Source organism: Paenibacillus sp. L3-i20, from assembly GCF_022180385.2.
GTDB lineage: Bacteria > Bacillota > Bacilli > Paenibacillales > Paenibacillaceae > Pristimantibacillus.
Genome location: NZ_BQME02000002.1, coordinates 915,391 through 939,049, shown reverse-complemented (window position 1 = coordinate 939,049; position 23,659 = coordinate 915,391). Strand labels below are relative to the sequence as shown.

Annotated in this window: 21 protein-coding genes, 1 pseudogene and 2 riboswitches; of the genes and pseudogenes, 18 read left to right on the top strand and 4 right to left on the bottom strand. The window is 38.5% G+C overall.

What is annotated here, in order from left to right; translation table 11 throughout:
* Positions 1 to 419 precede the first annotated feature (419 nt).
* Together MFF31_RS17640 and MFF31_RS17635 are read right to left on the bottom strand one after the other, a co-directional pair.
* A complete protein-coding gene (locus MFF31_RS17640) occupies positions 420 to 2,207 on the bottom strand; it encodes a helix-turn-helix transcriptional regulator (protein WP_238189629.1) in 1,788 nt (595 codons plus the stop codon).
* 63 nt (positions 2,208 to 2,270) lie between these two features.
* Entirely contained in the window at positions 2,271 to 2,858 is a 588-nt protein-coding gene (locus tag MFF31_RS17635; protein ID WP_238189628.1) for a sensor domain-containing protein, read from the bottom strand.
* Between the two features lie 208 nt (positions 2,859 to 3,066).
* Here MFF31_RS17635 and MFF31_RS17630 point away from each other — a divergent pair, with 208 nt between their 5' ends.
* Positions 3,067 to 5,052: a serine hydrolase domain-containing protein gene (locus tag MFF31_RS17630; RefSeq protein WP_238189627.1), complete on the top strand. Its 1,986-nt coding sequence runs from the start codon at positions 3,067 to 3,069 to the stop codon at positions 5,050 to 5,052.
* Positions 5,053 to 5,254: 202 nt separating this feature from the next.
* On the opposite strand, the gene MFF31_RS17625 is transcribed toward MFF31_RS17630, so the two are convergent.
* Positions 5,255 to 5,596, bottom strand: a complete 342-nt coding sequence (locus MFF31_RS17625) for a hypothetical protein (protein WP_238189626.1) — start codon at positions 5,594 to 5,596, stop codon at positions 5,255 to 5,257.
* A gap of 149 nt (positions 5,597 to 5,745) precedes the next feature.
* On the opposite strand from MFF31_RS17625, the gene MFF31_RS17620 reads away from it, so the two are divergent.
* The 5 genes from MFF31_RS17620 to MFF31_RS17600 all read left to right on the top strand — a co-directional run bounded on the left by MFF31_RS17620 (position 5,746) and on the right by MFF31_RS17600 (position 9,603).
* The gene (locus tag MFF31_RS17620) at positions 5,746 to 6,672 is read left to right on the top strand and encodes a DUF2268 domain-containing putative Zn-dependent protease (RefSeq protein ID WP_238189625.1); all 927 of its coding nucleotides are present in this window, start codon (positions 5,746 to 5,748) and stop codon (positions 6,670 to 6,672) included.
* Positions 6,647 to 7,417 carry a MerR family transcriptional regulator gene (locus tag MFF31_RS17615; protein WP_238189624.1) on the top strand — a complete coding sequence of 257 codons (771 nt, stop codon included), beginning with the start codon at positions 6,647 to 6,649 and terminating at the stop codon, positions 7,415 to 7,417. The genes MFF31_RS17620 and MFF31_RS17615 overlap by 26 nt, the downstream gene beginning before the upstream one ends.
* A 224-nt stretch (positions 7,418 to 7,641) precedes the next feature.
* The gene (locus MFF31_RS17610; protein ID WP_238189623.1) at positions 7,642 to 8,319 is read left to right on the top strand and encodes a DUF6273 domain-containing protein; all 678 of its coding nucleotides are present in this window, start codon (positions 7,642 to 7,644) and stop codon (positions 8,317 to 8,319) included.
* Between the two features lie 131 nt (positions 8,320 to 8,450).
* The gene (locus tag MFF31_RS17605; RefSeq protein ID WP_238189622.1) at positions 8,451 to 9,002 is read left to right on the top strand and encodes a DinB family protein; all 552 of its coding nucleotides are present in this window, start codon (positions 8,451 to 8,453) and stop codon (positions 9,000 to 9,002) included.
* Positions 9,003 to 9,099: 97 nt separating this feature from the next.
* A complete protein-coding gene (locus tag MFF31_RS17600) occupies positions 9,100 to 9,603 on the top strand; it encodes a DinB family protein (protein WP_238189621.1) in 504 nt (167 codons plus the stop codon).
* Positions 9,604 to 9,705: 102 nt separating this feature from the next.
* Here MFF31_RS17600 and MFF31_RS17595 read toward each other — a convergent pair whose 3' ends face one another.
* The gene (locus MFF31_RS17595; protein WP_238189620.1) at positions 9,706 to 10,122 is read right to left on the bottom strand and encodes a hypothetical protein; all 417 of its coding nucleotides are present in this window, start codon (positions 10,120 to 10,122) and stop codon (positions 9,706 to 9,708) included.
* Between the two features lie 4 nt (positions 10,123 to 10,126).
* Positions 10,127 to 10,290: riboswitch (cyclic di-AMP (ydaO/yuaA leader) on the bottom strand.
* 774 nt (positions 10,291 to 11,064) lie between these two features.
* On the opposite strand from MFF31_RS17595, the gene ggt reads away from it, so the two are divergent.
* The 12 genes and pseudogenes from ggt to thpD all read left to right on the top strand — a co-directional run bounded on the left by ggt (position 11,065) and on the right by thpD (position 23,520).
* Positions 11,065 to 12,783: a gamma-glutamyltransferase gene (gene ggt / locus MFF31_RS17590; protein ID WP_238189619.1), complete on the top strand. Its 1,719-nt coding sequence runs from the start codon at positions 11,065 to 11,067 to the stop codon at positions 12,781 to 12,783.
* 177 nt (positions 12,784 to 12,960) lie between these two features.
* Positions 12,961 to 15,009, top strand: coding sequence for a methyl-accepting chemotaxis protein (locus MFF31_RS17585; RefSeq protein WP_238189618.1), 2,049 nt, complete (start codon positions 12,961 to 12,963; stop codon positions 15,007 to 15,009).
* 264 nt (positions 15,010 to 15,273) lie between these two features.
* Positions 15,274 to 15,655 (top strand): annotated as a pseudogene (locus MFF31_RS17580) (transposase); the annotation flags it as partial.
* 183 nt (positions 15,656 to 15,838) lie between these two features.
* Complete coding sequence (locus tag MFF31_RS17575; RefSeq protein ID WP_238189617.1) at positions 15,839 to 16,465, top strand: GntR family transcriptional regulator; 627 nt, start codon at positions 15,839 to 15,841, stop codon at positions 16,463 to 16,465.
* Positions 16,466 to 16,653: 188 nt separating this feature from the next.
* A riboswitch (cyclic di-AMP (ydaO/yuaA leader) is annotated at positions 16,654 to 16,790 on the top strand.
* Between the two features lie 529 nt (positions 16,791 to 17,319).
* Positions 17,320 to 18,192 carry an ectoine/hydroxyectoine ABC transporter substrate-binding protein EhuB gene (gene ehuB, locus MFF31_RS17570; RefSeq protein WP_238189615.1) on the top strand — a complete coding sequence of 291 codons (873 nt, stop codon included), beginning with the start codon at positions 17,320 to 17,322 and terminating at the stop codon, positions 18,190 to 18,192.
* The gene (gene ehuC / locus MFF31_RS17565) at positions 18,189 to 18,848 is read left to right on the top strand and encodes an ectoine/hydroxyectoine ABC transporter permease subunit EhuC (protein ID WP_238189613.1); all 660 of its coding nucleotides are present in this window, start codon (positions 18,189 to 18,191) and stop codon (positions 18,846 to 18,848) included. Before ehuB ends, ehuC begins: the two co-directional genes overlap by 4 nt.
* A gap of 3 nt (positions 18,849 to 18,851) precedes the next feature.
* On the top strand, positions 18,852 to 19,523 hold the full coding sequence (gene ehuD / locus MFF31_RS17560; protein WP_238189612.1) for an ectoine/hydroxyectoine ABC transporter permease subunit EhuD: 672 nt from the start codon (positions 18,852 to 18,854) through the stop codon (positions 19,521 to 19,523).
* The gene (gene ehuA, locus MFF31_RS17555; RefSeq protein WP_282570511.1) at positions 19,523 to 20,368 is read left to right on the top strand and encodes an ectoine/hydroxyectoine ABC transporter ATP-binding protein EhuA; all 846 of its coding nucleotides are present in this window, start codon (positions 19,523 to 19,525) and stop codon (positions 20,366 to 20,368) included. The genes ehuD and ehuA overlap by 1 nt, the downstream gene beginning before the upstream one ends.
* Complete coding sequence (ectA, locus tag MFF31_RS17550) at positions 20,365 to 20,901, top strand: diaminobutyrate acetyltransferase (RefSeq protein WP_238189610.1); 537 nt, start codon at positions 20,365 to 20,367, stop codon at positions 20,899 to 20,901. The genes ehuA and ectA overlap by 4 nt, the downstream gene beginning before the upstream one ends.
* A complete protein-coding gene (gene ectB, locus MFF31_RS17545) occupies positions 20,902 to 22,212 on the top strand; it encodes a diaminobutyrate--2-oxoglutarate transaminase (protein ID WP_238189609.1) in 1,311 nt (436 codons plus the stop codon). It abuts the gene before it with no gap.
* Between the two features lie 19 nt (positions 22,213 to 22,231).
* The gene (locus tag MFF31_RS17540) at positions 22,232 to 22,615 is read left to right on the top strand and encodes an ectoine synthase (RefSeq protein ID WP_238189607.1); all 384 of its coding nucleotides are present in this window, start codon (positions 22,232 to 22,234) and stop codon (positions 22,613 to 22,615) included.
* A gap of 29 nt (positions 22,616 to 22,644) precedes the next feature.
* Positions 22,645 to 23,520 (top strand): ectoine hydroxylase, encoded by an 876-nt coding sequence (gene thpD / locus MFF31_RS17535; protein WP_282570508.1) that lies wholly within the window; start codon positions 22,645 to 22,647, stop codon positions 23,518 to 23,520.
* The last annotated feature ends 139 nt before the right edge of the window (positions 23,521 to 23,659 follow it).

Genomic DNA, 23,659 nt, shown 5'->3' with positions numbered 1-23,659 from the left:
AGATGTTATGGTTGTTGCTTCACTCGGAAGAAGTTTTTTTCTACAACAAGAATATAGCAATCGCTTTCATGAATTGAAATAGGTAAAATGTTACATTTAATCGCACACCATACATATGCATCGAGATAATCAGATTAATCAATAAATAACACCGTATTCTACAGTGAATAGGGCTTAATAGCTAGTTATTAAAAATTTATGTTGCATATACATGGTTACAGGTGCTAACACTTTTGTGCGTGACGAGAAAAAATATGAGGTTCTGAATTGTTTTAGTACTAAAGCATCTAATTGGGGAATCGAGATGTATCCCACTAACTTTGATTGTCATCCAATCTCTAATCAGAATATAAAAAAAGATGATTCCTTTTACATACAGGAACCATCCCTTGAAAACTGCTTACATCATTCAAATAAAACTATAGAAGACCCGCGTCCAATGCTTTTTGCACTGCATCTTCTCGGTTACGCACACCTAGCTTCATGTAAGCGGTTGAAGCGTAGTTTCGTACAGTACCATCAGATAAATATAATTTAGAAGCAATCGTTTTGTAACGAAGACCTTTGGACACCATTTGCAAAATTTCTAACTCGCGTGGACTCAAATCAAATGCTGTATTCGTTTTGATCTCGACCGATTCTTTTTCTGCTTCAAGTTGTTCAAACAGTTTATGGGAGATATCTTGATCGATCAGAGTGCCTCCACGATAAACAATGCGAATGTTCTCTGCAAGCAATCGAGGCTCTATCGATTTAAGCAAGTATCCATCGGCTCCACTACGCAGAACTTCAAGGACCTGTTCAGTATCTTGAAATGTAGAAAGAATGAGAATAAACGTATTTGGCCACTTCTGTTTAATTATCTTTGATGCTGAAATACCGTCCATGTTGGGCATGTCCAAATCCATCAGCACTAATTGCGGGCTAAGCTGCTCGCAAAGCTCAATTGCCTGCTGACCATCCTCAGCCAAACCTACTACATGTAAATCCTTGTGTACCTCCAAAATATTATGTAAACTTTCGCGTATAAATGGCTGATCGTCGACAACGAGCAAGCGAATGACTTCATCAGGCAGGTCGATTTGTCTCGGCAGCGTACAAACAATGACGGTTCCTTGGCCTAGCTCGGTAAATACAGATACTTGTCCTTGTAAATTCTTAGCACGTTCTTTCATCGCGTTAAGACCAAAGCCTTCTTGTTGGATAGCCATTCCGCTGCCATTATCCTGTACTTCCAATCTGATCTGTCGCTCCTCAAAATGTAGAGTAACGACTACTTTGGTAGACTGTCCATGACGAACTGCATTTGTTAACGATTCTTGCAAACAACGGTAGAATGTTAGTTTAGCGCCCTTAGGTAGCAGATATTGTTCTCCCAATACTCTAATACGAACGTTCACTTTTGTATGATTTTGAAAATCTTGAGCAAGTTGCTGTAGCGATTCTAGCAGCGAAAGCTTCTCGAGCGGGGATTCCATCTGATGCAAATAGCCCCTTGTTTCTTCTAAATTTTTACGTGCTAAGTTTAGCAGCGGGTCTAGCTTTTGTTCTCCTGATTCTGTTGAAAGCTCTGGCCGGAGCGTTTCTATTCCCATAATGATCGAAGTATAGGAGAAGCCTATCGTATCATGAAGATCTTTTGCAAGACGACTACGTTCTTCAGCTAATGTAATACGCTCAATTTGAGTTAAATACTGTTCCAAGACGGTATTCTGTTCTCGAATGATTTCACTTTGACGATGGTTCACCACAAGCAGATGAAAGGCAAACCCGAACGCATAAGCTATTCCAATATGAATGATTACAATCAATATGTCACTTTGATCAGAGATCACATGGATGAGCAGGGGGATACAAATAATTGTAATTGGTCCTGACCAACGATAGTACTTAGCTACACTATTAGCAGCAATCAAAAAGGTGGTAACTAAAAAAGAAAGGTAAGCTTCTGGAATTAATGATGTTAAGTATAGGCTTAATCCGCCAGTTATGAATACTTCAGAGATCAGATAGTATTTATAGTTAAGCTGTAAACACAACCATGGAACAGAAAAAGCGATAAGCTGCCATAATAACAACCCCCATGTTGGCATAGGTATTTGATCATGTGACTGAAACATCGTGAATATGAGCGATACACCAAAAATAAGACGAATGACAAGCATCGCCCATTCATACCAGAACCATTGTTTTACCATTTCAAACAAGTTAATCATCCCCTAATAACACTTCGGTTTCTCTTCGTTTCTTTACTAGTATAGAATAGATTGCTATTTACTCAAATTTTTTATTATTAGACGAGTGTATATACCCATTATTCTAACAAGGTAATTGCTTAACCAGTAACAGGGGATCGTAATAAGCGTTCCTATTGTTGTAAGCAGAAGAGATTCTTTCAATGTATCGATGAGCCCCCCAAAGAAGTAGATATCACATACATAGAATAGAATCGGGGCTAAAATGAATACTAGTGGTGTCACGGACAGAACAACAGCGAATATAAGAGCGACGGAACCTATAACGAATTTGAGCATTAACCAAAAGATAACTTGCCAATTGCGGTGATCAAGAAGTTCTTCTCTCGCTTGTTTCCAAAAGGAAGCGTCAACGATTGTTTTACTCCTGTAAGGTAATGTTGTGATGTCGGAATAAATCTTTGTTTGAACACGTTCATATTGGACAAAAGTAGAAGTAGTTCGCAATACGAAAGTAAGTAAAGGAATGCCTATCAATGTAAAAGATAGACTTAGGCCTAATGCAATGCCTACTAAATAGAAACAGAAATAAAACAACCCCGTTGCAAAAGTGAATAGCAGGAAATAGATATTTTGGATGAATCGTAGAAGCGTTTGTTTCATGAATGACTTATCGTCCTTTCAAACAGGAATAGCCCCATCTTATTACCCTCATAGTCATGAATACTAGTGTAAAAATGTCATATGACACTTTGGAATGGCTCGAAATAGTGATGACGAAATGCAACTTGTCCGTATGACAAGTCCTTTGCCATACTTGGTTCAGCCAGTTGTTATGAGGGCAAATAAAACATACAAGGAGAAATCACACATGAAGAAAACGATTCGTACGACCTGTCTAGCTGTTCTACTTTTATCTACTATGTTAGTTACCGCCTGTACCACAAGTAGCGGTGTACCACCCGTACCAATTGCAACTGAAAAGACCAGCTTTGAGGGACCGCGAGATGCTAAGGAAGTAGAGGCGTTTGCAGATAGCGTCTTTGCGGACAAGATGAAGAAGTTTAATACAGTGGGTTCTAACTTTGTGGTCGTTACGGATGGGAAAGTTGTACTGAATAAAGGTTACGGTTATGCCGACAAAGACAAGAAGATCCCAGTTGATAAAGATACTGTTTTTCAAATTGGATCTGTTACTAAGTCATTCACAGCATTGGCTGCTATGCAGTTAGCCGATAAGGGGAAGATTGATTTAAATCAAGATATAGAGCAGTATTTAGGAGGAATGAAGGTTCCTAATACATCGGGGAAAAAGCTGACGATGTTCGACCTGCTTACCTATACGAGTGGAGTAGATTTGCCGGATATCGTCACAGATTTGTCTACTGATTATGTAGGTAAAGACATTCCAATGAAGGAGTATCTTGCTTCACACATGCCAACTGTTGTTAGGCCTCCTGGAGAAGCGTACACCTACGACAATTTTGGCTTCTTGCTAGCAGGATATGCAGTAGAGAACGTAATGGGTGTGCCGTATTCACAATATATGGAGAACAATATATTCAAACCATTAGATATGGCATCGACAAGTGTTCGCTTTACCCCTGAATTATTGGGCAGAATGGCTTCACACTATGGACCAAAAGGCGAGTTGCTACCTTTAGAAGGATTTGCTCCAACGGAATGGCCTCAGGGTAGTATGGTCTCAACAGCAGATGATATGGCCAAGTACCTAATTATGCATTTGGGTAAAGGAAAGTATGATGGTAAAGAAATCGCGAGCCAAAAGAGTATCGAGCAGATGCAAACCTATCAAGTATTTGCCGATCCAACGATTCCAATAACTACAATTGGATTTGAAGGATACTTCAAAGAGAAGATGAATGATCAGCATGTGATTTTAAAAGGAGGTAACGTTCCAGGTCATTCCTCCCTGGTTGCGATCCTGCCAGAGAAGAATACAGCATTTTATATGTCCTATAGTAACGACTCTATGATGAGTCTTGACGTATACGAGGCATTTATGAATCATTATTATCCGAAAAAAGTTGAAGCTCCAAAGCCTACCTACTTGACTATCACTCAGGATCAAGCCAAAGACTATGTTGGATTATACCAAAACACGCGTCTTACTGCGGTAAAGTCTCAAGTATCCTATTCGGATGGGAAATTAGTTTTGGAGACAGGAACTACAGGCAAGCATACGTTAAAAATGATCCACCCTTTATTGTTTGAAGATGAATCCGGAAATAAATTGACGTTTAATAAAAATAAAGAGGGTCGTATTGCGTATTTATACTACATGCATCCAGCAATTGATCTCGTCGCTTATGCGCAAAAGATTAATATCACTTCACCATTTACTGACGTGCCTAAGGATAGTAAATATAAATCATTTATTAATAATCTTCATGCTCTGAAAGTAATGAGCGGAAAATCAGCTAATCTCTTTGATCCAGAAGGAACAATGACGCAGGGAGAGTTTTCAGATGTACTGCTCCGCGCACATGGGTGGCTAAACATGCCTTATGCGGTGGAGATGAATAAGAAGGGGATGAAGGTCGGACTGCCTGCCTACGAGTCGGATTCTCCTATCACTAGACAAATGGCAGCGGTGATGATTCAGAATCTGAAGCAAGCAGCGCCTGGAACTGACGTTAAATTGATTGGTGAAACGGATGTTTGGGCAGTTGAAGCTATTAAGGCTCTTGTCTCCCAAGGTATTATAGATCCGGATACGAAGATCAATGCAGATGCTACCATAGACTTCCGTTCCAAAGAGCTCTTGAAGCGTCAAGAAGCAAGTGCCTTATTGGATCAAGCATTTGGTTACTACTCGTTGCCGATAAGTCGCTAATTCAATTAATTAACAGAATAGTTAACATTATTATCGAACAATTAGCTAAACAAAGTTTATAATAAAAACAAAAAAAGGTACCCTTTAACTGCACTCTTTAAAAGAGTGTTTACGTTAAGGGTACCTTTTTGAATACTATCGTTAGTAGTAGTAGTAAACGAGGCGGGTTAGGTAGTTGCTGCTATCGTCTGATGGGACAATACTAGTATTGTTGTAAAGAAGCAAAGTCCAAAACGCCAAGTGCATTAAAATTGGCTTCGACAACATAATTTCCTGGATTCAAATAACCAACGCTTAATTGATGAAAACTATATGTGTTTTGATTCAAATTAATGTATGTTCTATATACTTCGGTTAATTGATTACTAGCGTTTTTGGAGTAAATAACGATACTGACGGAATCATTCGCATAACTCCAAAGATCAACGTGCAAATGATAATGGCCATAGGTGCTTACTGAAACGTTACTCGTTTCCACATTTGCGGATACACTTGAACTCATAGCAAAAAACACAATGAATAAGATTAATAAACTTTTTTTCATACGATTCACCCCCTTTCTTACTAACCATTCATTGTATGGAGGAAGCGGGTAGATCATTCATTATTTATTAATCGAAAATAAACTCCTTGACTGTAACGTTAGGTAATACTTGATACTATAATCAAGCTTAACTAAAGGAGAGATTTATAATGAAAATTACTGCGTTACGTTCCGACAATATTTATGGAAAGATAATGAAGGCTGAACCAGAAGAGAAATTGGAGTTATATCGTCAAGAAATGCTAGCTCCGTTTATGGGAAAATGGGAAATACAACAAATACCTTTTAAATCTAGTGAGCAAAATGGATTTGATGTCATGATGTTGAATAACTTTATGAATATTTCTCCAACAGACATCACTCCTGAGATTGAAGAGGATTTAGCTGCTATTTCGTCCGAACTGTTTTGGCAAGAGTGTCATGAAGCAGTTACATCTAGTTTTTCATCCTTTCTGAATAGTGGGATTGAACTTCCGGTTTCCGAGTATCTTTATACCGTTTTGTTAGGTGATGTTAATAGCCCTGGGTTAACTATGAATGAAGGTATTTGTGGGGATGGTGGTATTCCGGGGTATATCATTGCCAACCTCACTCCAAATGAATATACATTACCGCGGATAAAATCGGTATTAGCACATGAATGTAATCACAACGTCAGATATCAATTTATTAAATGGAATAGTAGTATTAATTTGGGAGAAATGATTGTTAGTGAGGGATTAGCAGAAAGCTTTGCTACTTCGATGTATGGTGAACAATTGTTAGGTCCGTGGGTAGCCAAAACTAGCATGGAGACATTACATTCTCACATTAAGCCACTGATGAAAGACAAGCTGGATGTTACGGGATTTGAACAAATTAATCCGTATCTATATGGTGATGAAATTGCGAAAATGCAAAATCTTACTCCTGTTGGTATGCCTTATAGTGCTGGCTATGCTTGTGGTTACTACTTAATTCAATACTATTTAAAGAAGACAGGAAAAAGTATTACGGAGGCAACAATAACTCCAGCAAGTACAATTCTTGCTGAAACAAAGGACTTTTGGGATGAAAAAACAATTATTCACCGTTAAAGATATGATGCAAATTACAGGCATAACAAAACGAGCACTACATTATTATGATAAAACTGAATTATTGAAGCCGAGTAAAATCGCTCCTAATGGATATCGATTTTATGATCAAGAGGCATTAGCAAATCTACAAACGATTTTATTGTTTAAAGAAATGAATTTTTCATTAGTAGAAATTTCTCGAATAATGACGTTTTCAAAAGAAGAACAAAAAGAAATTTTAATAGAACATCGTTTTACACTTGTACAAAAAAGGCAAAAACTTGAGACGATCATAAATCAATTAGATGAATACGTAAAAGGGACTGATCTCTATCATCTCAATTTGTTTCAAGACTCTCCAATACATACTATCCAAGAGCAATATGAATTAGAAGCGAAATTAATCTATGGTGATACGGAGAAATTTCGTGAATATGAACAAAATGCAAAAAAATTGTCTGAGACAGGGACAGAAAGAGCTAATGAGCAATTTTCGGAAAACATGGAGCGGGTGTTTCGTGAGTTGGCAAAACATAAAGAAAAGAGTCCAGATTCTGCTGAGGTTCAGAAGTTAATAAGCATTTGGAGCAGCAACCTTGAACAATTTATGGTTTGTGATGCACAAATTTTAATCTGTATAGCAGAAGTCTATACGACTGATAGTCGTTACATTAATTATTTTAAACAATTTGGCGGAGAAGATTATTTGGAATTTTTAAATAAATCGATTGTTTATTATGTTAGGAATAAAGAAAATGACTGAGTAAAGGAGCGGGATAGATGCGAATTTTCCATACTATCCTTCCGAAGTAAAATTCAACTATACCAACAACAATTTGATGATATCCAAACCCTAGAGCATAACATTAAAGTACATTGATAATCTTTTCATCTTAATATTGGGAAATGTGAAGGGAGAAATCGACTTTATCTTAGCACTTGCATAAATGTTATACAATTAATATAGAAATGAAAGGGGAGAATTTATTGAAAATTGATCATTTTGCTTCAACGCTGTATCGGAGCGCAAAGGTCGGAGAAATCATTACGTTCGGCACTTATCCGCAAATGGAGGACGGTGCGGACAGAACGCCGATAAAGTGGCGGGTGCTACATAATTCAGGTGTAGAGCTGTTCCTTTTAAGCGAGTACATGCTAGACTGCAAGAGATATCATGAAGAATATATTGATACTACATGGAGTGACTCTGATTTGCGAAAATGGCTGAACGATGAGTTTTATAATGTAGCCTTCAATGACTCAGAAAAGGGATTCATCAAGACTACACATTGCACTGACAATGGAGAGGGTAGCACAGACACGGAGGACAACGTTTTTTTGCTCAGTACTACGGAGGCGAAGCAACTTACCCATAAACTTGGTGAAGATACTTTAAGTGCAAATCGTCGTGCAATAGGAACATCATTTTCCAAAATAAAGAAGAATGATGGATGTTACTTGTATGTATATGACAAAAAAGTAAATGATAATTATATAAACGAAAATAGTAAGGTATTGGGCTGCTCATGGTGGTGGCTGAGAACCCAACTTGGTCGTTCTTCACGTGCATTTTTTGTAGGTCCTCGTAATAGCATTCGCAGTTATGGACGAGTTAACTTAGCTTGTTACGGCGTACGTCCCGCTATGAAAATTAATCTCCATTGATAAAGCGGATAGTTTTAAGGATGTGTAAACCAATAATACAATCATTCATAACGATGAGAAATGCAAAAAAAATATGAAGATCATCACTATAACCCTGACATACAGTTGTCAGGGTTTCCTTTGTATGATGTATGTATAGGTATTCTACATTTTCTCTGGAGGTGATTATAATAACAAATCATTGTATTAGATTTTACGACTATCATGCATGGGCTAACAAAATAATCTTTAATCGATTAAAGGAGCTTCCGCAACACGTTTATAAACAGGAAGTTCAAAGTGTGTTCCCATCGGTGTCGAAGATCATGGCACATATATACAGGGTTGATTGTGGTTGGCTAGAAATATTGATGGGTAAAAGTATGGACGAAGCCATGGAAGCAACTGTTACAATCGAGACAGATGCGGAAAACAGAAGCCTTGAGGAGCTGGAAATTATGTATGACGATTTGTCTGTGAGATTCAGAACATGCATTAGGGAGCATGTTGATCTTGAGCAAAGAGTTGTATTAGATAATCCTTACGCTGGAATTTTGAATACCAAATATTCAGAATTTATTATTCAAGTTGTAAACCATGGCACATATCATCGAGGTAATCTGTCAGCAATACTACGTCAACTGGGTTATTCCTCTGTTATGACGGAATATGGACTTTTTATGTATCAGGAACACTTGAATTGATTTATCGGGAGAATAGGCTGGAGGCACCCCTAAAAAATAATTATATGAAACAATGATATAATGGAGTTATTCTTTTATAAAAAGGAGCTGTTAAATAATGTTTAAACATATTGAAGATTTTGTTGCAAATTGGCAGCATGAAACTGCTGCAACGTTACGGACACTTGAGATGCTCACTGATGAGTCTCTTGGCCAACAAATAACGGACGACCATCGAACGCTTGGACGCCTTGCATGGCATCTTGTTCAGACGTTGCATGAAATGCCTTCGCGGACTGGATTGATTTTCGAAGGACCGGGGGAAGATACACCGATGCCAGCTTCCGCAGTTAGCATTGCAATGCAATATAAACAGACCTCTCAAGCGCTCCTTGATGCTGTACAGTCTAATTGGAAGGATGAGAATCTGCTCGTCATGAGCGATATGTATGGCGATCAATGGCCGAATGGCTTGATGCTGGATATTATCATAAGGCATGAGATACATCATCGCGGTCAAATGACGGTACTGATGCGTCAGGCAGGACTTCATGCACCGGAACTTTACGGTCCGACAAAAGAGCAATGGGCCGAGTTTGGTGCACCAGCTCCAGTAATATAGAATAAGACAATAATCCCGCTTTAGACATGTGTCTGAAGCGGGATTATTAAGTCTTTTATAGTTGATGTCGGGGAACTGAGAAATATTCGCTGGAGGTATAGTCTAAAATAAACTAATATAGTTTATTGCATTTTCAAGTAATATTTCTCTTTTTTCTGAGTGAATGCGTTTCTGCTTCGTCATCCATGATGACTGCATTAATGCTGAACAGAACAATTGGTTATGAAAGCTGTTTTCGCATAATTGATGGGTGAACCAGCATACATCATGAGGCTCATTGGAATTTATAATTTTTTGAAAGCAGTAAGCCCATGTCACCCAATCAGCTGGCTTTTCTTGTGCTTCAAGAATGAGCATGCTTGTCAACGGACCAATACTGGTCATTAAAAACAAATTAACTTCATAGCGAATATTGCCATTTCCCTTTAGCGGAACAATAAAAAGTTCCATGTTTCTAACTCTCACCATTAATAATTGAATTTCAGGCACAGATAGAGGTTTGATCATTTGTAAGGACATATTATAATTCTCTCCTTTTTCGCTTACGAAGTTAGCTGCCGGATTCGGACAAGAGAGCCGCCCTACCAGATAATTAATCCCCTGGATTCACCCCATGAACATGATCACGCTTATGTTCGAGTTGGTTCCTCCGTTGCTTCCATTTGAAGCATTCAGCGATTGTTGTTAGCCAATGTTGGCTTGTCATTTATCATATGCTGTTCCCGTCTATTTGTAAAATATTGAGAAACTCGATAAGCACTTCATTCTGTCAAAAAAGACACTGGTAGCGAAAATTAAACAAAAAAACGATTGATTACACGTGTTTGCTCTCTCATTCTTGCAAAAGAACCTGTCATCCTTAACCTTTTACGTTCGAATCGAACAGTTACAATTGAAAGTACGTCAGTTGGAATCGAAAGTAATTAATAGCTTTATCTTTGTTCGTTAGCTTTTGAGCTAATCACAAATCCCTCCGAAACCTGCTGCTATATACATATTTTCACTATCCGAAATTTGTATTATCTTTTTTTCGTGTTTTCTTGTAGGATTATAGTACCAATTTATTTAGACGAAGGAGGTATTCATTAAAGATATCCATGTAAATTATAGATAAATAATAAAATTTTTAAATATATTTAAAAATTAATCCTAGTAACCGATATAGTAATAGTGACAATAATAGACATCTGTAATTATCTGTTGAATCGATAGTCTTATATAAATGATCCATTCGCAGGGTGTCTATTAATAAAATAAATGTTTGATAGGCTATTTTTGCTATTTGCATGATCATATGATCATAGACTAATAGAAAAGTGGTTAAAAAGTTGTGTGTATCTGCGTACTTTTTACCATGTACTAATGAATGCTGGTTGTCCCATTGAAAGGAGTGGTTAACAGAGGGACGAGTTCTACAAGGTTAAGAACTAACATCATGTATACATACTTAGGAGGAAAAACATGCGTACTAAAATGAAAAAATTGTCAGTATTGGTGCTGACAACAGCAATGTGCTTTTCAATTTATGGAGCTTCTGCTGGTGCAGCTAATCGTCCTACAACGATGGCGCCGAACGGAATCGTTACAACACCTCATTACTTAGCTTCAGCTGCAGCGCTTGAAGTGCTTGAAGAGGGTGGAAATGCGGTAGATGCAGCGATTGCTGCACAAGCTACACTTGCGGTTGTATATCCGCAATACACAGGTATTGGTGGAGATGCATTCTGGCTTGTATACAACGCGAAGTCGAAAGAGCTTAAAGCGCTCAATGCAAGCGGTCGTTCTGGTGAGAAAACGACAATTGACTTTTACAAAAATAAAGGCTTTGATAAAATTCCTTCCCGTGGCTATTTGGCAGCTAACACAGTTCCAGGGGCAGTATCTGGTTGGGGCGAAGCTTACAAATATGCAGAAAAAACGATGAAATTATCCATGGACTGGGATGACTTGTTGGAACGCGCAATCCATTATGCGGAAAAAGGTTACCCAGTAACTCCTAACCAAGAAAGATGGACAAACTCTGCTATCGATAAAACAGATAAAGAGTTGAAAGACTTGGGACGTTTTGAAACGTTCAGCAAAGTTTTCTTGAAGCCAGACGGCAAGCCTTACAAAACAGGCGAAATGATGGTACAAAAAGATTTGGCTAAAACGTTGAAGCTTATTGCTAAAAACGGTGCTACTGAATTTTACAAAGGTGAAACGGGTAAATTGATCGCTGCTGACATTCAAGCTAACGGCGGTTCCTTGACTCAAAAAGATTTCATCGATCACAAAGCAGATTGGGTTAAACCAATTTCTGTAGACTATCGTGGATATCAAGCTTACAACGTTCCACCGAACTCTCAAGGTATGGCTTCCTTGTCTATCTTGAACATTTTGAACAACTTTGATTTGAAGAAAATGGGCGATGGCACTGCTGACTACTACCATGTAATGGTTGAAGCTACGAAACAAGCTTTTGCTGATCGTGACAAATATTTGACTGACCCAGCTTTCAATAAAATTCCAGTAGATGAGTTGTTGTCTAAAGAGCACGGCAAGAAACTTGCTGCACGCATCGATATGAACAAAGCTCAAGAAAACGTAAAACCTCTTGATCCTAAAGGTGATACTGTTTGGCTAGGTATCGTTGATAAAGACGGCAATGCTGTATCCGTTATCCAAAGTCATTACTTTGACTGGGGTGCAGGTGTAGTTGCGAAAGACACAGGCGTTCTATTGCAAAACCGTGGTAGCTTCTTCTCCTTGGATAAGAATCACGTAAACGACTTGGAGCCTAAGAAACGTACGTTCCATACGCTTAACCCTGCAATGTTGTTGAAAGATGGCAAGCCGTATATGCTTTACGGTACACAAGGTGGCGAAGGTCAACCTCAAACACAAGCATCATTGGTTACACGTTTTGTTGACTTTGGTTTGACAGTACAAGATGCAATCGAAGCTCCAAGATGGTTGCATGGCCGTAACTGGGGTGAGTCTGTTAACGGACTAAGAATGGAAGGTCGTATTCCTCAATCCGTTATGGACGAACTTATCCGCCGTGGTCATCCTGTGAAAAAGATTGACGACTACACAGACCAAGTTGGTCAATCCGGTATGGTTGTAATCGATCCGAAAACGAACGTTAAATTTGCTGGTGCTGATCCACGTGGTGAAGGTGCGGCATTAGGTTATTAATCTTTATAAGACATAATTAATTCCATGTAGGTACGAAGAGGTTGTCAAGAGGGGTAATTGTGGTTGATTGCCTCGACGACCTCTTCACCATGCTCAAATTCGACTCACGTATCATGGGAATATATCAATAGTTGCTTTAGCGTACTATATCTGTTCACAAAATGGAGGTATGAGGTAATGAAAAAACATGTCAAACTAAAAGAGAAGGATGCTCCCAAATTAGCTTTAGTGGGCAAGGTATTTAAGGGTAAGCTTAAAAATCGACTAATAGCTTGGTTTCTTGTCGTTTCCCTAATTCCCCTCGTCCTCACCTCGATATTCGTTTATAGTACAGCATCATCTAAATTAATTGAGAAACAAAGTGATGCTTATGCTTCGCTTGTAAAAAGTAGAGCTGAAATGATGGATCAGTATTTTAAAGAACGTATGAGTGAAATGCAGATACTCGCGACTACGTCTGATATTCGTACAGATGATACAACTGCTAAGAAGACATTTATCCAAAGTTTAAAAAAGAATGCCCCGCATTATGACGGTAACACGTTTATCGGTATGGATGGCATTGTGAAAGCAGACACATTCGAAAAGAGTGTCGGCATTGACTTAGGTATGCGACCTTTCTTTAAAAACGCAATGCAAGGAAAAGAAACATACACAGACGTTATTTTAGCGAAGACGACAGGTCAACGCTCGATCATTGTAGCTGTACCCGTAAAGCAAGCGGATGGAAAAGTGACGGGTGCATTAACTGGACTTGTCAATTTCGAAAAGTTCACAAACGATATTTTTAAAAGCTTGTACATCGATAATGGGGTAGGGTATCCGATCGTAGTAGACAATCAAGGAAAGATTCAACTTCACAAAAATAAAGAATTAATCGGAAAGACCGCTGAAGAAGCGAAATTGTCGTCAGGATTAGTTAATATTTTGGGTCAAAAAAAGTCTGAAGCAACGTCTTTTGTCTACTCGGATGCTGGGGAAAAATATACGGTTGCGTATGCTCCAGTTCCAACCGCAGGATATAACATTTATATGCACATTCCAGAAAATTCGATTACAGCAGCAGTTTCTTCTATTAAATGGTCAGTGTCCATAATCGTAGTTGCCGTATGTTTGATTGTCATCATTCTTGCCTACTTTATCGCACAGCAGATTACGCGTCCGATCGTTGCGGTTGCGGAAGCTGCGGAACGTGTATCTAATGGCGATCTGAATCAAGAGGAGCTCATTGTAAAATCAAATGATGAAGTTGGCAAACTGACTGGTGCAGTAAATACGATGATTCGTACGTTGCGTCAATTTATTCAACAAGTTAATCATACAGCTCAAAATGTAGCGACATCCGCAGAGGAACTATCTGCTAATGCGGAGCATACGAGCAAGGCGACAGAACATATTGCTATGTCGATTCAAGAAGTAGCAGATGGTTCTGAGCAACAAGTTCATAACGTGGAGGAAAGTGTGCGTTCAATCAATCAAGTTGCCGAAGGGGTTCAGCAAATATCAAACAACGCCCAGAGTGTTGCGCATTCTGCCCTAAACGCTTCGGAAAGTGCAGATATGGGTAATCGCAAACTGCAATCGGTCATGCAACAAATGCAATCGATTCAGAATACCGTTAATACGATCAATGGTACCGTGAAGCAGCTCGGACAACGCTCGGCTGCCATCGACAATATCGTACAGGTCATCTCTGGCATTGCTGCACAAACGAACTTACTCGCACTCAACGCTGCAATCGAGGCGGCACGTGCCGGTGAGCATGGACGAGGCTTTGCAGTCGTAGCAGGTGAGGTGCGCAAGTTATCCGAGCAATCGACTCAATCAACGGAGGAGATCGCTAAACTACTCGCTTCCATTCAAAGTGAGACAGCAATAGCGATTGATTCAATAGAAGAAGGCACACGTGAAGTTGCGATTGGTATGGATGTCGTAAATCAAGCGGGCGCAGCGTTTACTGAGATACTAGATTCTGTTCAGCAAGTAGCTGCACAAATTCAAGAGGTAACGACTTATTCGATCGAGATGAACAGCAACACTGAACACGCTGTTGAGCAGGTCAATGTTATTACTGAAATCGCAGGACGTTCAGCAGAAGGTACACAAAATGTATCTGCTGCGACGGAGGAGCAATTGGCGGCAATGGAACAGGTTAGTGCTTCTGCAACGTCACTAGCACAGATGGCAGAAGATTTACAATCTTACTTGCGTCAATATAAAGTGTAATAGGTGGGGGCGATTAGCCCCTTTTTACGTTATGGGAGTAACTATAATAGGAGGCCATGCTGACCGAAGGTCGATGTGGTCCTCTTTTGTTTGGTTGATACAAAGATCATCTTAAAAGCAACCGTGATACAACTAGACAATCCTACTGGAATTAAAGATGATACAAACATGTTTATACAGACATCAACATTAAATGAGGGTTGCCGAAGTTCGGAGAGCGTAAAATATCTTGTGTAAATAGAAAATATCAAAAAGGTCTTCCCTATGAATCGTTTTACATCAGATTTGGTCCAAGCTCTAGTCACAAAACAGGATGTCACTGAAGTTTTTCGCTCACACCTCGAACGGGCTACGAATCATTTGTTAGAAACGGAATTAACAGCAGTTTAAGCCACACACAGTAGCACCGTACAAGCGTTCCAATGATACGCTAGAGTCTTTTATTATTCACTTGTTTCAAAAAGGCGTCACGTTGACGGAAATCGCTGACCTTATTGAGAAGATGTATGGTCATCACTACACACCACAGAAGGTCTCCAATATGACGAAAGTGATGGTGGAACACGTAGATGCCTTCACTAAACGGCCGTTAGCTAGGCGTTATGTGTGCGTCTGCATCGACGCTACCTACCGGTTTCTAAAGAAGCTGTCTTCTATAAGAAAAGGTTATTTTCATTTACACATAATTCTTGACGCTCCCAGTAATTAAATTCTTAGTACTCTTATGCGATAGATATAAAGTGTGCATAATCCATATTGTATTTACTTCAAGTTGTGAAAACAGTATGATGAATTTAAAATGTATAAGATTGGGGAGCAAATCAACAACATGCAAGATAAAGAAATTTCGGGTTATAAATCGATAGCACTTGATATTGCACAAAGGATTGTAAGTGGGGAAATGGCTGTTAACAGTACAATTTCTGGCCGATCACTGCTTGCAGGACAGTACCATGTTTCTCCAGAAACGATTCGCAAAGCCATTGGACTGCTAAAAGAAGAAAGTATTGTATCCGTTTCACAAGGCAAAGAAGTTGTCATCTTATCTCGACACAATGCTTACGAGTATATAACGAAAAATAACTATTTAAAATCAGTCTATTCACTTAGACAAGATCTACAACTGTTACTGAAAGAAAAACAGTCGATAGATCAGAAACTTCAAACTTTATTAACAGAGCTAATTGAGGCATCAGATAGGCTGCAAAACCTTAAGCCATACAATCCAGCCGAACTAAAAATTGCTTCTCATTCACATGTCGTCGGACAAACGATTGGTAACCTACAGTTTTGGCAGAATACTGGAGCTACCATTGTTGCTCTCCGGCGTGGTACTAATGTCTCTATCTCACCTGGCCCTCATGTTATTCTTATGGAGGACGATGTAATAGTAGTTGTTGGAGATGAAAAGATGTTCGAAGCTACTGGGGATTTTATCAATCTAATGCGTGAATAAATAAGTAACAAGCCTCATTTAACAAGTTAACTTCTCTCAAGTGGTTGTTCCTGCTTCAAAAGGGAACAGCTTTTTTTATCTGTGAAATTTCAAAAAAATTACAAACAACCTCATATTAATTATGAAGTTGTCAGATGCTTAATGTTCTGATATAGTAAGTTTAGTGTATTTGTCATAAATTACATTTTAATAATTAAATGCTAAATTTCCAGCAAGACTGGAAAACGGGGGACCCATATTCAGGGGCGAATCGATCTATCCAGATCGTAGGAAACCATCTATTCCGAGTCCGTCAGCTAACCTCGTCAGCAATAGGTGGGTCATATGAATTGACCCAATTTGTTGGGTCTTTTTTTGTTGCATTCCGATGATTTCAAACGATAAAACATCCCTGAACAAGGAAGTGCAAAGTTAAAAAGAATTACAGATAAGTTTGATGACTTACCAGGGAATGAGAAATACTGGGTAAAACCTGATAAGATATCAAAATAAAACGAAAGTTTATAACGTTAATTAAAGTAAGCTCTATTGAGGTTACTTATTTATATTTCGTCAAATTCGGCAAATTATGACGAAATTCATTCATATTTAATCAAATATTTAATAAAACAATATATTTTATACGATTATCTAACGTTTTCTTAATATGAAGCGATTTTTCTCAAATAAGAGTTAAGCAGTATTTCGGAGGAAAGTGGAGGAAAAGGCTGGAAGAGATACACCAGTTCCGCTCATCGCAGCTGAAGGGACCTGAACCCTCTACATGGTCTTATATCAGGGGTGAGTCATCTTTGTAACTCATGTTACGATTATTAACAGATTAAACCAAATTATTGTGAGAGGAGTAAGAAGTAATGATTAAAGTGATGTACAGTGGACTGTGTTTAATGTTGTTAGGACTATTAGTAGGTTGTGGAAATGGTGGGACGCCTGCGGATAGCTCGGAGACTACACTCGCGAAAGCTCAACGTGAAGGATATATCACAGTAGGCTTTGCTAATGAGCGACCGTATGCTTATGCAACTCCAGATGGAAAATTAACGGGGGAAGCCGTTGAAATTTCTCGTAAAATCTTATCAAATTTAGGTATTAAACAGATGGATGGAGTCCTTACTGAATTCGGTTCGCTTATTCCAGGATTAAAAGCTGATCGATACAGTATGATTACAGCAGGAATGTTTATAACAAAGGAGCGTGCTAAGCAGGTAGCCTTTGCTAACCCTGAGTACAGCATTGGTGAAGCATTAGCCGTCAAGAAGGGGAATCCTTTAAATCTTAAAAGTTACGAGGATATTAAAGCGAACCCAAAAGCTAAAATAGCTGTAATGGTAGGTGCGATTGAGCTGGAATACTTAAAAAGTGTGGGGATACCTGAAACACAAATCATTTCAGTGCCTGATCAACCCGCTGCTATATCAGCACTACAATCCAATAGAGTAGATGCATTAACGATGACGGGACCATCCCTTCAATCCATGTTAGAATCTGCTAAAGACGATAATCTTGAACGTGTTATGGATTTTACTCAACCTATTATTGATGGAGTAAGTGTCAGAGGATATGGGGCAGCCGTATTCCGAATTGGTGATGATGAGTTCCGAGAAGCCTTTAATGCTGAGTTAAATAAACTCAAGCAATCCGGTGAACTTCTTGAAATTCTAAAGCAGTTTGGTTTTACTGAACAAGAACTTCCTGGTGATGTTACTGCAGAAGAGTTAATTAAATGATAGATTTGCTATCTCTTGACTTACTGGTACCGTTACTAAAAGGGCTAAAAGTAACATTGTTCATAACATTTTTTAGTATTATATTAGCACTCAGTTGCGCCATTACGGCAGGACTAGGTCGGCTATCAAGATTTAGATTAGTAAGAGGAATTGTTATGGTATATGTTGAGATATTCCGTGGAACTTCACTTCTTATACAGTTGTTCTGGATATATTTCGCTTTACCCATGGTGCTAGATATTAGGATGTCAGCAATGACTGCTGCTATTCTTGCACTTGGTTTGAATTACGGGGCATATGGCTCTGAAGTGGTAAGAAGTTCTATTCTCGCTATTCCAAAGGGGCAAATTGAAGCATCCATTGCTTTAAATATGACACCTTTTCAGCGGATGAGAAGAATTATATTTCCTCAAGCTTGGACTATGATGCTTCCGGGGTTTGGGAATTTACAAATTGAATTGTTAAAAGGAACCTCTCTTGTGTATCTCATTACGTTAGCAGACCTTACTTATCAAGGAATGATGTTACGTTCCTATGATATTTCCCGTACTTCAGCAATATTAGTATGGTTATTGATTTTATATTTTGTTGCAGCGTATGTGCTAACTTTGATTGTTCGTTATGCTGAACGTAAAGCAGCTGTAGGGAGGGTGTAGCAAATGTGGGATTGGGAATATGCTAGATCCATTTTACCTAAGCTGTTGGTCGTAATTCCTACGACGTTAGTTGCAACACTGGCTGCCTTTATACTGGCATGTTTACTTGGTTTACCGATTGTATTGGCAAGGAGATCCAACTATAAATGGTTATCATTAGCAGTATATGCGATTACTGAGTTTATCCGAAGCACACCACTTCTTATCCAGTTGTTTGTACTTGTATTTGTATTACCACAAACCTTAGGACTTACCCTTTCTCCATTGCTGGCAGGAATTATTGGTTTGGGCATTCATTACAGTACTTATTTATCAGAAGTGTATCGCTCAGGTATTGAATCAATTCCTAAAGGACAATGGGAAGCTAGCAAAGCACTCAATTTTAATAAATTTCATACATGGACACGTATCATTCTCCCGCAATCAATTCCACCTATATTTCCAGTAATGGGAAATTACTTAATCATTTTGTTCAAAGAAACGCCCACCTTATCCGCCATTACCGTTGTGGAATTACTAATGACAGCAAAAGTTATAGGTTCTGAATCTTTTAAGTATGTTGAAGCTTTTACATTAGTTGGTGTAATTTTCTTTTTATTGAGTTTTCCATCTGCATTACTTGTTCGAAGATTAGAAAGTCGAGTTAAGCAAAGGGAAAGGAGACGTGCATTTTGATGAGTCAGAATATTCAGTCTAACATTAGTAAAAGTCCAATTGTTAGATACAACAAAATTACAAAGTCGTTCGACGCACAAATTGTCCTAAATGAACTTAACTTAGATATTAATCATGGCGAAAAAATTGCATTAATCGGACCTAGCGGTTCTGGAAAAACAACGATTGCTAGGTTACTAATGACTTTAGAGACCCCAAGCTCAGGTACGATTGAAGTAGACGGTGAACAACTATGGCATATGCAAAGTAGAGGGAAACTTGTAAGGGCAAACGAAAAGCATTTACATAATGTTCGCAAGAAGATTGGAATGGTGTTCCAACATTTTAATTTATTTCCTCACTTAACTATTCTGGGTAATGTTACAGAGGCTTTAATTCATGTGCTTAATTTGTCTAAAGCACAAGCAACAAAAAAGGCTATCGAAATATTAACTAGAGTAGGTTTACAGGATCATATCAAGCACTATCCATCACAATTGTCCGGTGGGCAAAAGCAACGAGTTGCCATCGCAAGAGCTTTAGTGATGGAACCAAAAATCATGCTGTTTGATGAAGTTACTTCTGCGTTAGACCCTGAACTAGTCGGTGAAGTATTAGATGTCATCAAAGGTATTGCTGCTCAAGGAGACATGGCTATGATTCTTATTACACATGAAATGGATTTTGCTCGTGACGTTGCAGATCGCGTTATTTTTACCGATGGAGGTATCATTGTTGAACAAGGCACACCAAAGGAAATCTTTGAGAATCCTCAAAGTCCGAGACTACAAACCTTTTTGTCTCGTTTTCTTAAAGGACATACTGATCAAGTTGCAAATTCACGAATAGCAGCAGGTATTGAATGATCAACAATAATCGATTGACAAATTTGATAACATACCGTAAACCAAACGTTTCCGATGGTTCAATGATTTGGAAGATGGTAAGAGATAGTGGGAAATTAGATATCAATTCTGCTTATTTTTATTTAACGATGTGCACTTGGTTTTCTGAAAGTTGTAGAGTTGCGATGGATACTTCAAAGGGGAGACTTGCTGGGTTTGTTATAGGTTTCCGGCAACCTCAATGCCCTAACACATTATTCATCTGGCAGATTGCAGTAGATCAACGTTATCGTGGGAATAGAATTGCCAGTAAACTTCTCGACGAAGTGTCCGAACATTCAGATATTCAATTCATGGAAGCAACAATTACGCCTTCTAATGTTCCGTCACAGCATCTGTTTAAAAGTTGGGCGATTGTGCGTCAAGCTAATATACTAACTTCCGAAGGATTTAGTAAAGATTACTTTCCTGGAAGGGATCATGAACGTGAGGAATTATTTCGAATTGGACCTATAAAGGATGCAATACCAAAAATAAAGGAGGAACAACTATAGATGACTAAACTAATTAATCAAACTCATGCGAGTAATGACTTATTAATATTTGATAATCTTGAATCCGAGGTCAGAAGTTATTGTCGATCATTCCCGACAAAGTTTATCCGTTCATCAGGCTATCAACTATGGGATGTGGAAGGAAAAGTTTATATCGACTTTTTTGCCGGTGCAGGTGCTTTAAATTATGGTCATAATCACCCGGAAATGAAAAAGAAGCTCATTCAATATTTGACGGAGGACGGTATTTCACATAGCTTAGACATGGCTACCGTAGCCAAAGAAATCTTTCTCACTAAATTTAGAGATATCATTCTTAAACCTAGAGAATTGAATTATAAAATTATGTTCCCTGGGCCAACAGGAACAAATTCAGTAGAAAGTGCTCTAAAACTAGCTCGTAAAGTGACTGGTCGTCAAACCATTATGAGTTTTACCAACGCCTTTCATGGAATGACATTAGGTTCTTTGTCGGTTACAGGAAATAAATTCAAGAGACTTGGAGCTGGAGTACCATTAAACCATTCCGTATCCATGCCTTATGATGGTTATATGGGAAAGGATGTTAATTCTTTATCGTTTATAGAAAGTTTTTTGAATGATAGTGGAAGTGGAATTTCTCTTCCAGCAGCTGTTATCGTTGAAACTTTACAAGGTGAAGGAGGCATCAACATTGCTTCTAATGAATGGCTAATCGGTTTAGCAAAGCTATGTAAACATTATGAAATATTACTCATTGTTGATGATGTACAAATGGGTTGTGGTAGGACTGGCTCCTTCTTCAGCTTTGAACGTACTGGTATTATTCCTGATATTGTGTGTTTATCTAAATCTATCGGTGGTTATGGTCTACCAATGGCGATTACTTTGATGAAACCCGAACTTGACTTATGGGAACCCGGCGAACATAACGGTACCTTTCGTGGGAATAACTTAGCTTTTGTAACAGCAGCTCAAGCTTTGGATTACTGGGAAAATTCACGTTTTACTGAAGAAATTGAAGCAAAAGGCGAAATGATACGCAATGCACTCTCAGAAATTGTAATTAGTGTACCAGAACTGAATGGTGAGGTTCGCGGGCTTGGTATGATGCAAGGTATTGCTTTCGAAAATAATATAGCACAGAAGATATCGGCACTTGCATTTAAACGAGGGCTAATTGTTGAAACCTCTGGCACAGATAGTGAGGTTATCAAGATCATGCCACCACTTACAATCGATCATATTGGATTAGCAGCTGGTTTACGTATATTATCCGACTGTATTTACGATATTGCCGTAGAGAACAACGCACTTGTAAGTAAATTATAGTGCAGAAGGAGAAATGAGAATGATTGTTAGACACTTAAATGAACGGATTGGTACCGAATATGATGTAAATACCGATACATGGAGAAGTCGTCGATTATTGCTCAAAGACGATGGCGTTGGTTTTTCTCTGCATGACACAATAATTAAAGCTGGAACAGAAACGATGATTTGGTATAAACATCATTATGAAGCCGTTTATTGCATAGAAGGTGAAGGTGAAATTGAACTGATTGAATCAGGGGAGAAATTTCCTATCACCGCAGGTATGTTGTATGTATTGAACAATCATGAAAAACATTGGCTTAGAGGAAGCACGGACATGCGAATGGTTTGTATCTTTAATCCACCCTGTACGGGAAGAGAAGTCCACAATAGTGAAGGTGCTTATGAAGTATCAGAATAAAAAATAAAAAATAAAAAGGATGAGTACATATGTCTCAAATTATTGATAAATATCCTACTAGAAAACAGGATCAGCCATCATTTCTTGAACGTCAAGATCCTGTTGTATATAATTATGAGCTGAATCAAGCTGAAATTGATCAATCTCAGCTTGCATTTTATGAGGAAAATGGGTATTTATTCATAGAGCAATTTTTCAATCCTGATGAAGTGGAAAATTTAAAATCTGAGCTTAATCAGCTATTGTTATCCAGCAAATCTGTTGAAGCACCAGAAGTTATTCTAGAACCAGGAGGGGATCAAGTAAGATCGATCTTCGCTGTGCATGAAAGTAATAAAGTCTTTAGTGATCTTTCAGCACATCCTCGATTAACTGCAGTAATAAAGCAAATTATTGGAAGTGAAGTTTATATTCATCAGTCCCGAGTGAACTTCAAACCAGGATTTAATGGCAAAGAATTTTATTGGCACTCTGACTTTGAAACATGGCATGCTGAAGATGGAATGCCTAACATGAGAGCATTGAGTTGCTCAATTGCTTTGGAAGATAATACGTTATTTAATGGAGCATTAATGGTCGTGCCAGGATCACATCGCACATTTGTAAGCTGTGTCGGACAAACTCCAGATGATCATTATAAAGAATCATTACGTAAACAAGAATATGGGGTGCCTGATCAAGCGAGTTTAACTAAACTTGTGCAGCAAGGCGGAATAGAGATGCCGGTAGGAAAAGCCGGTTCAATCCTATTGTTTGACTGTAATCTCATGCATGGTTCAAGCAGCAATATTTCCCCTTATCCTCGAAGCAACGTTTTCTATGTATACAACAGTGTAGAAAATAAATTGCAACAACCTTTTTCTGCAACTACATCTAGACCTCACTACATCGCATCAAGAAAGTAATTACCGACTTAACTTATTAAACTAGTGACGAATCTTATGAAGCAACTACAAAGAGAGTTGATGCAGAAAGTTCTCTGCACCAACTCTCTTTGTAGTTGGATTGTAACATTTTAAGTTGTTAGCTCTGTCTTGAAATGAG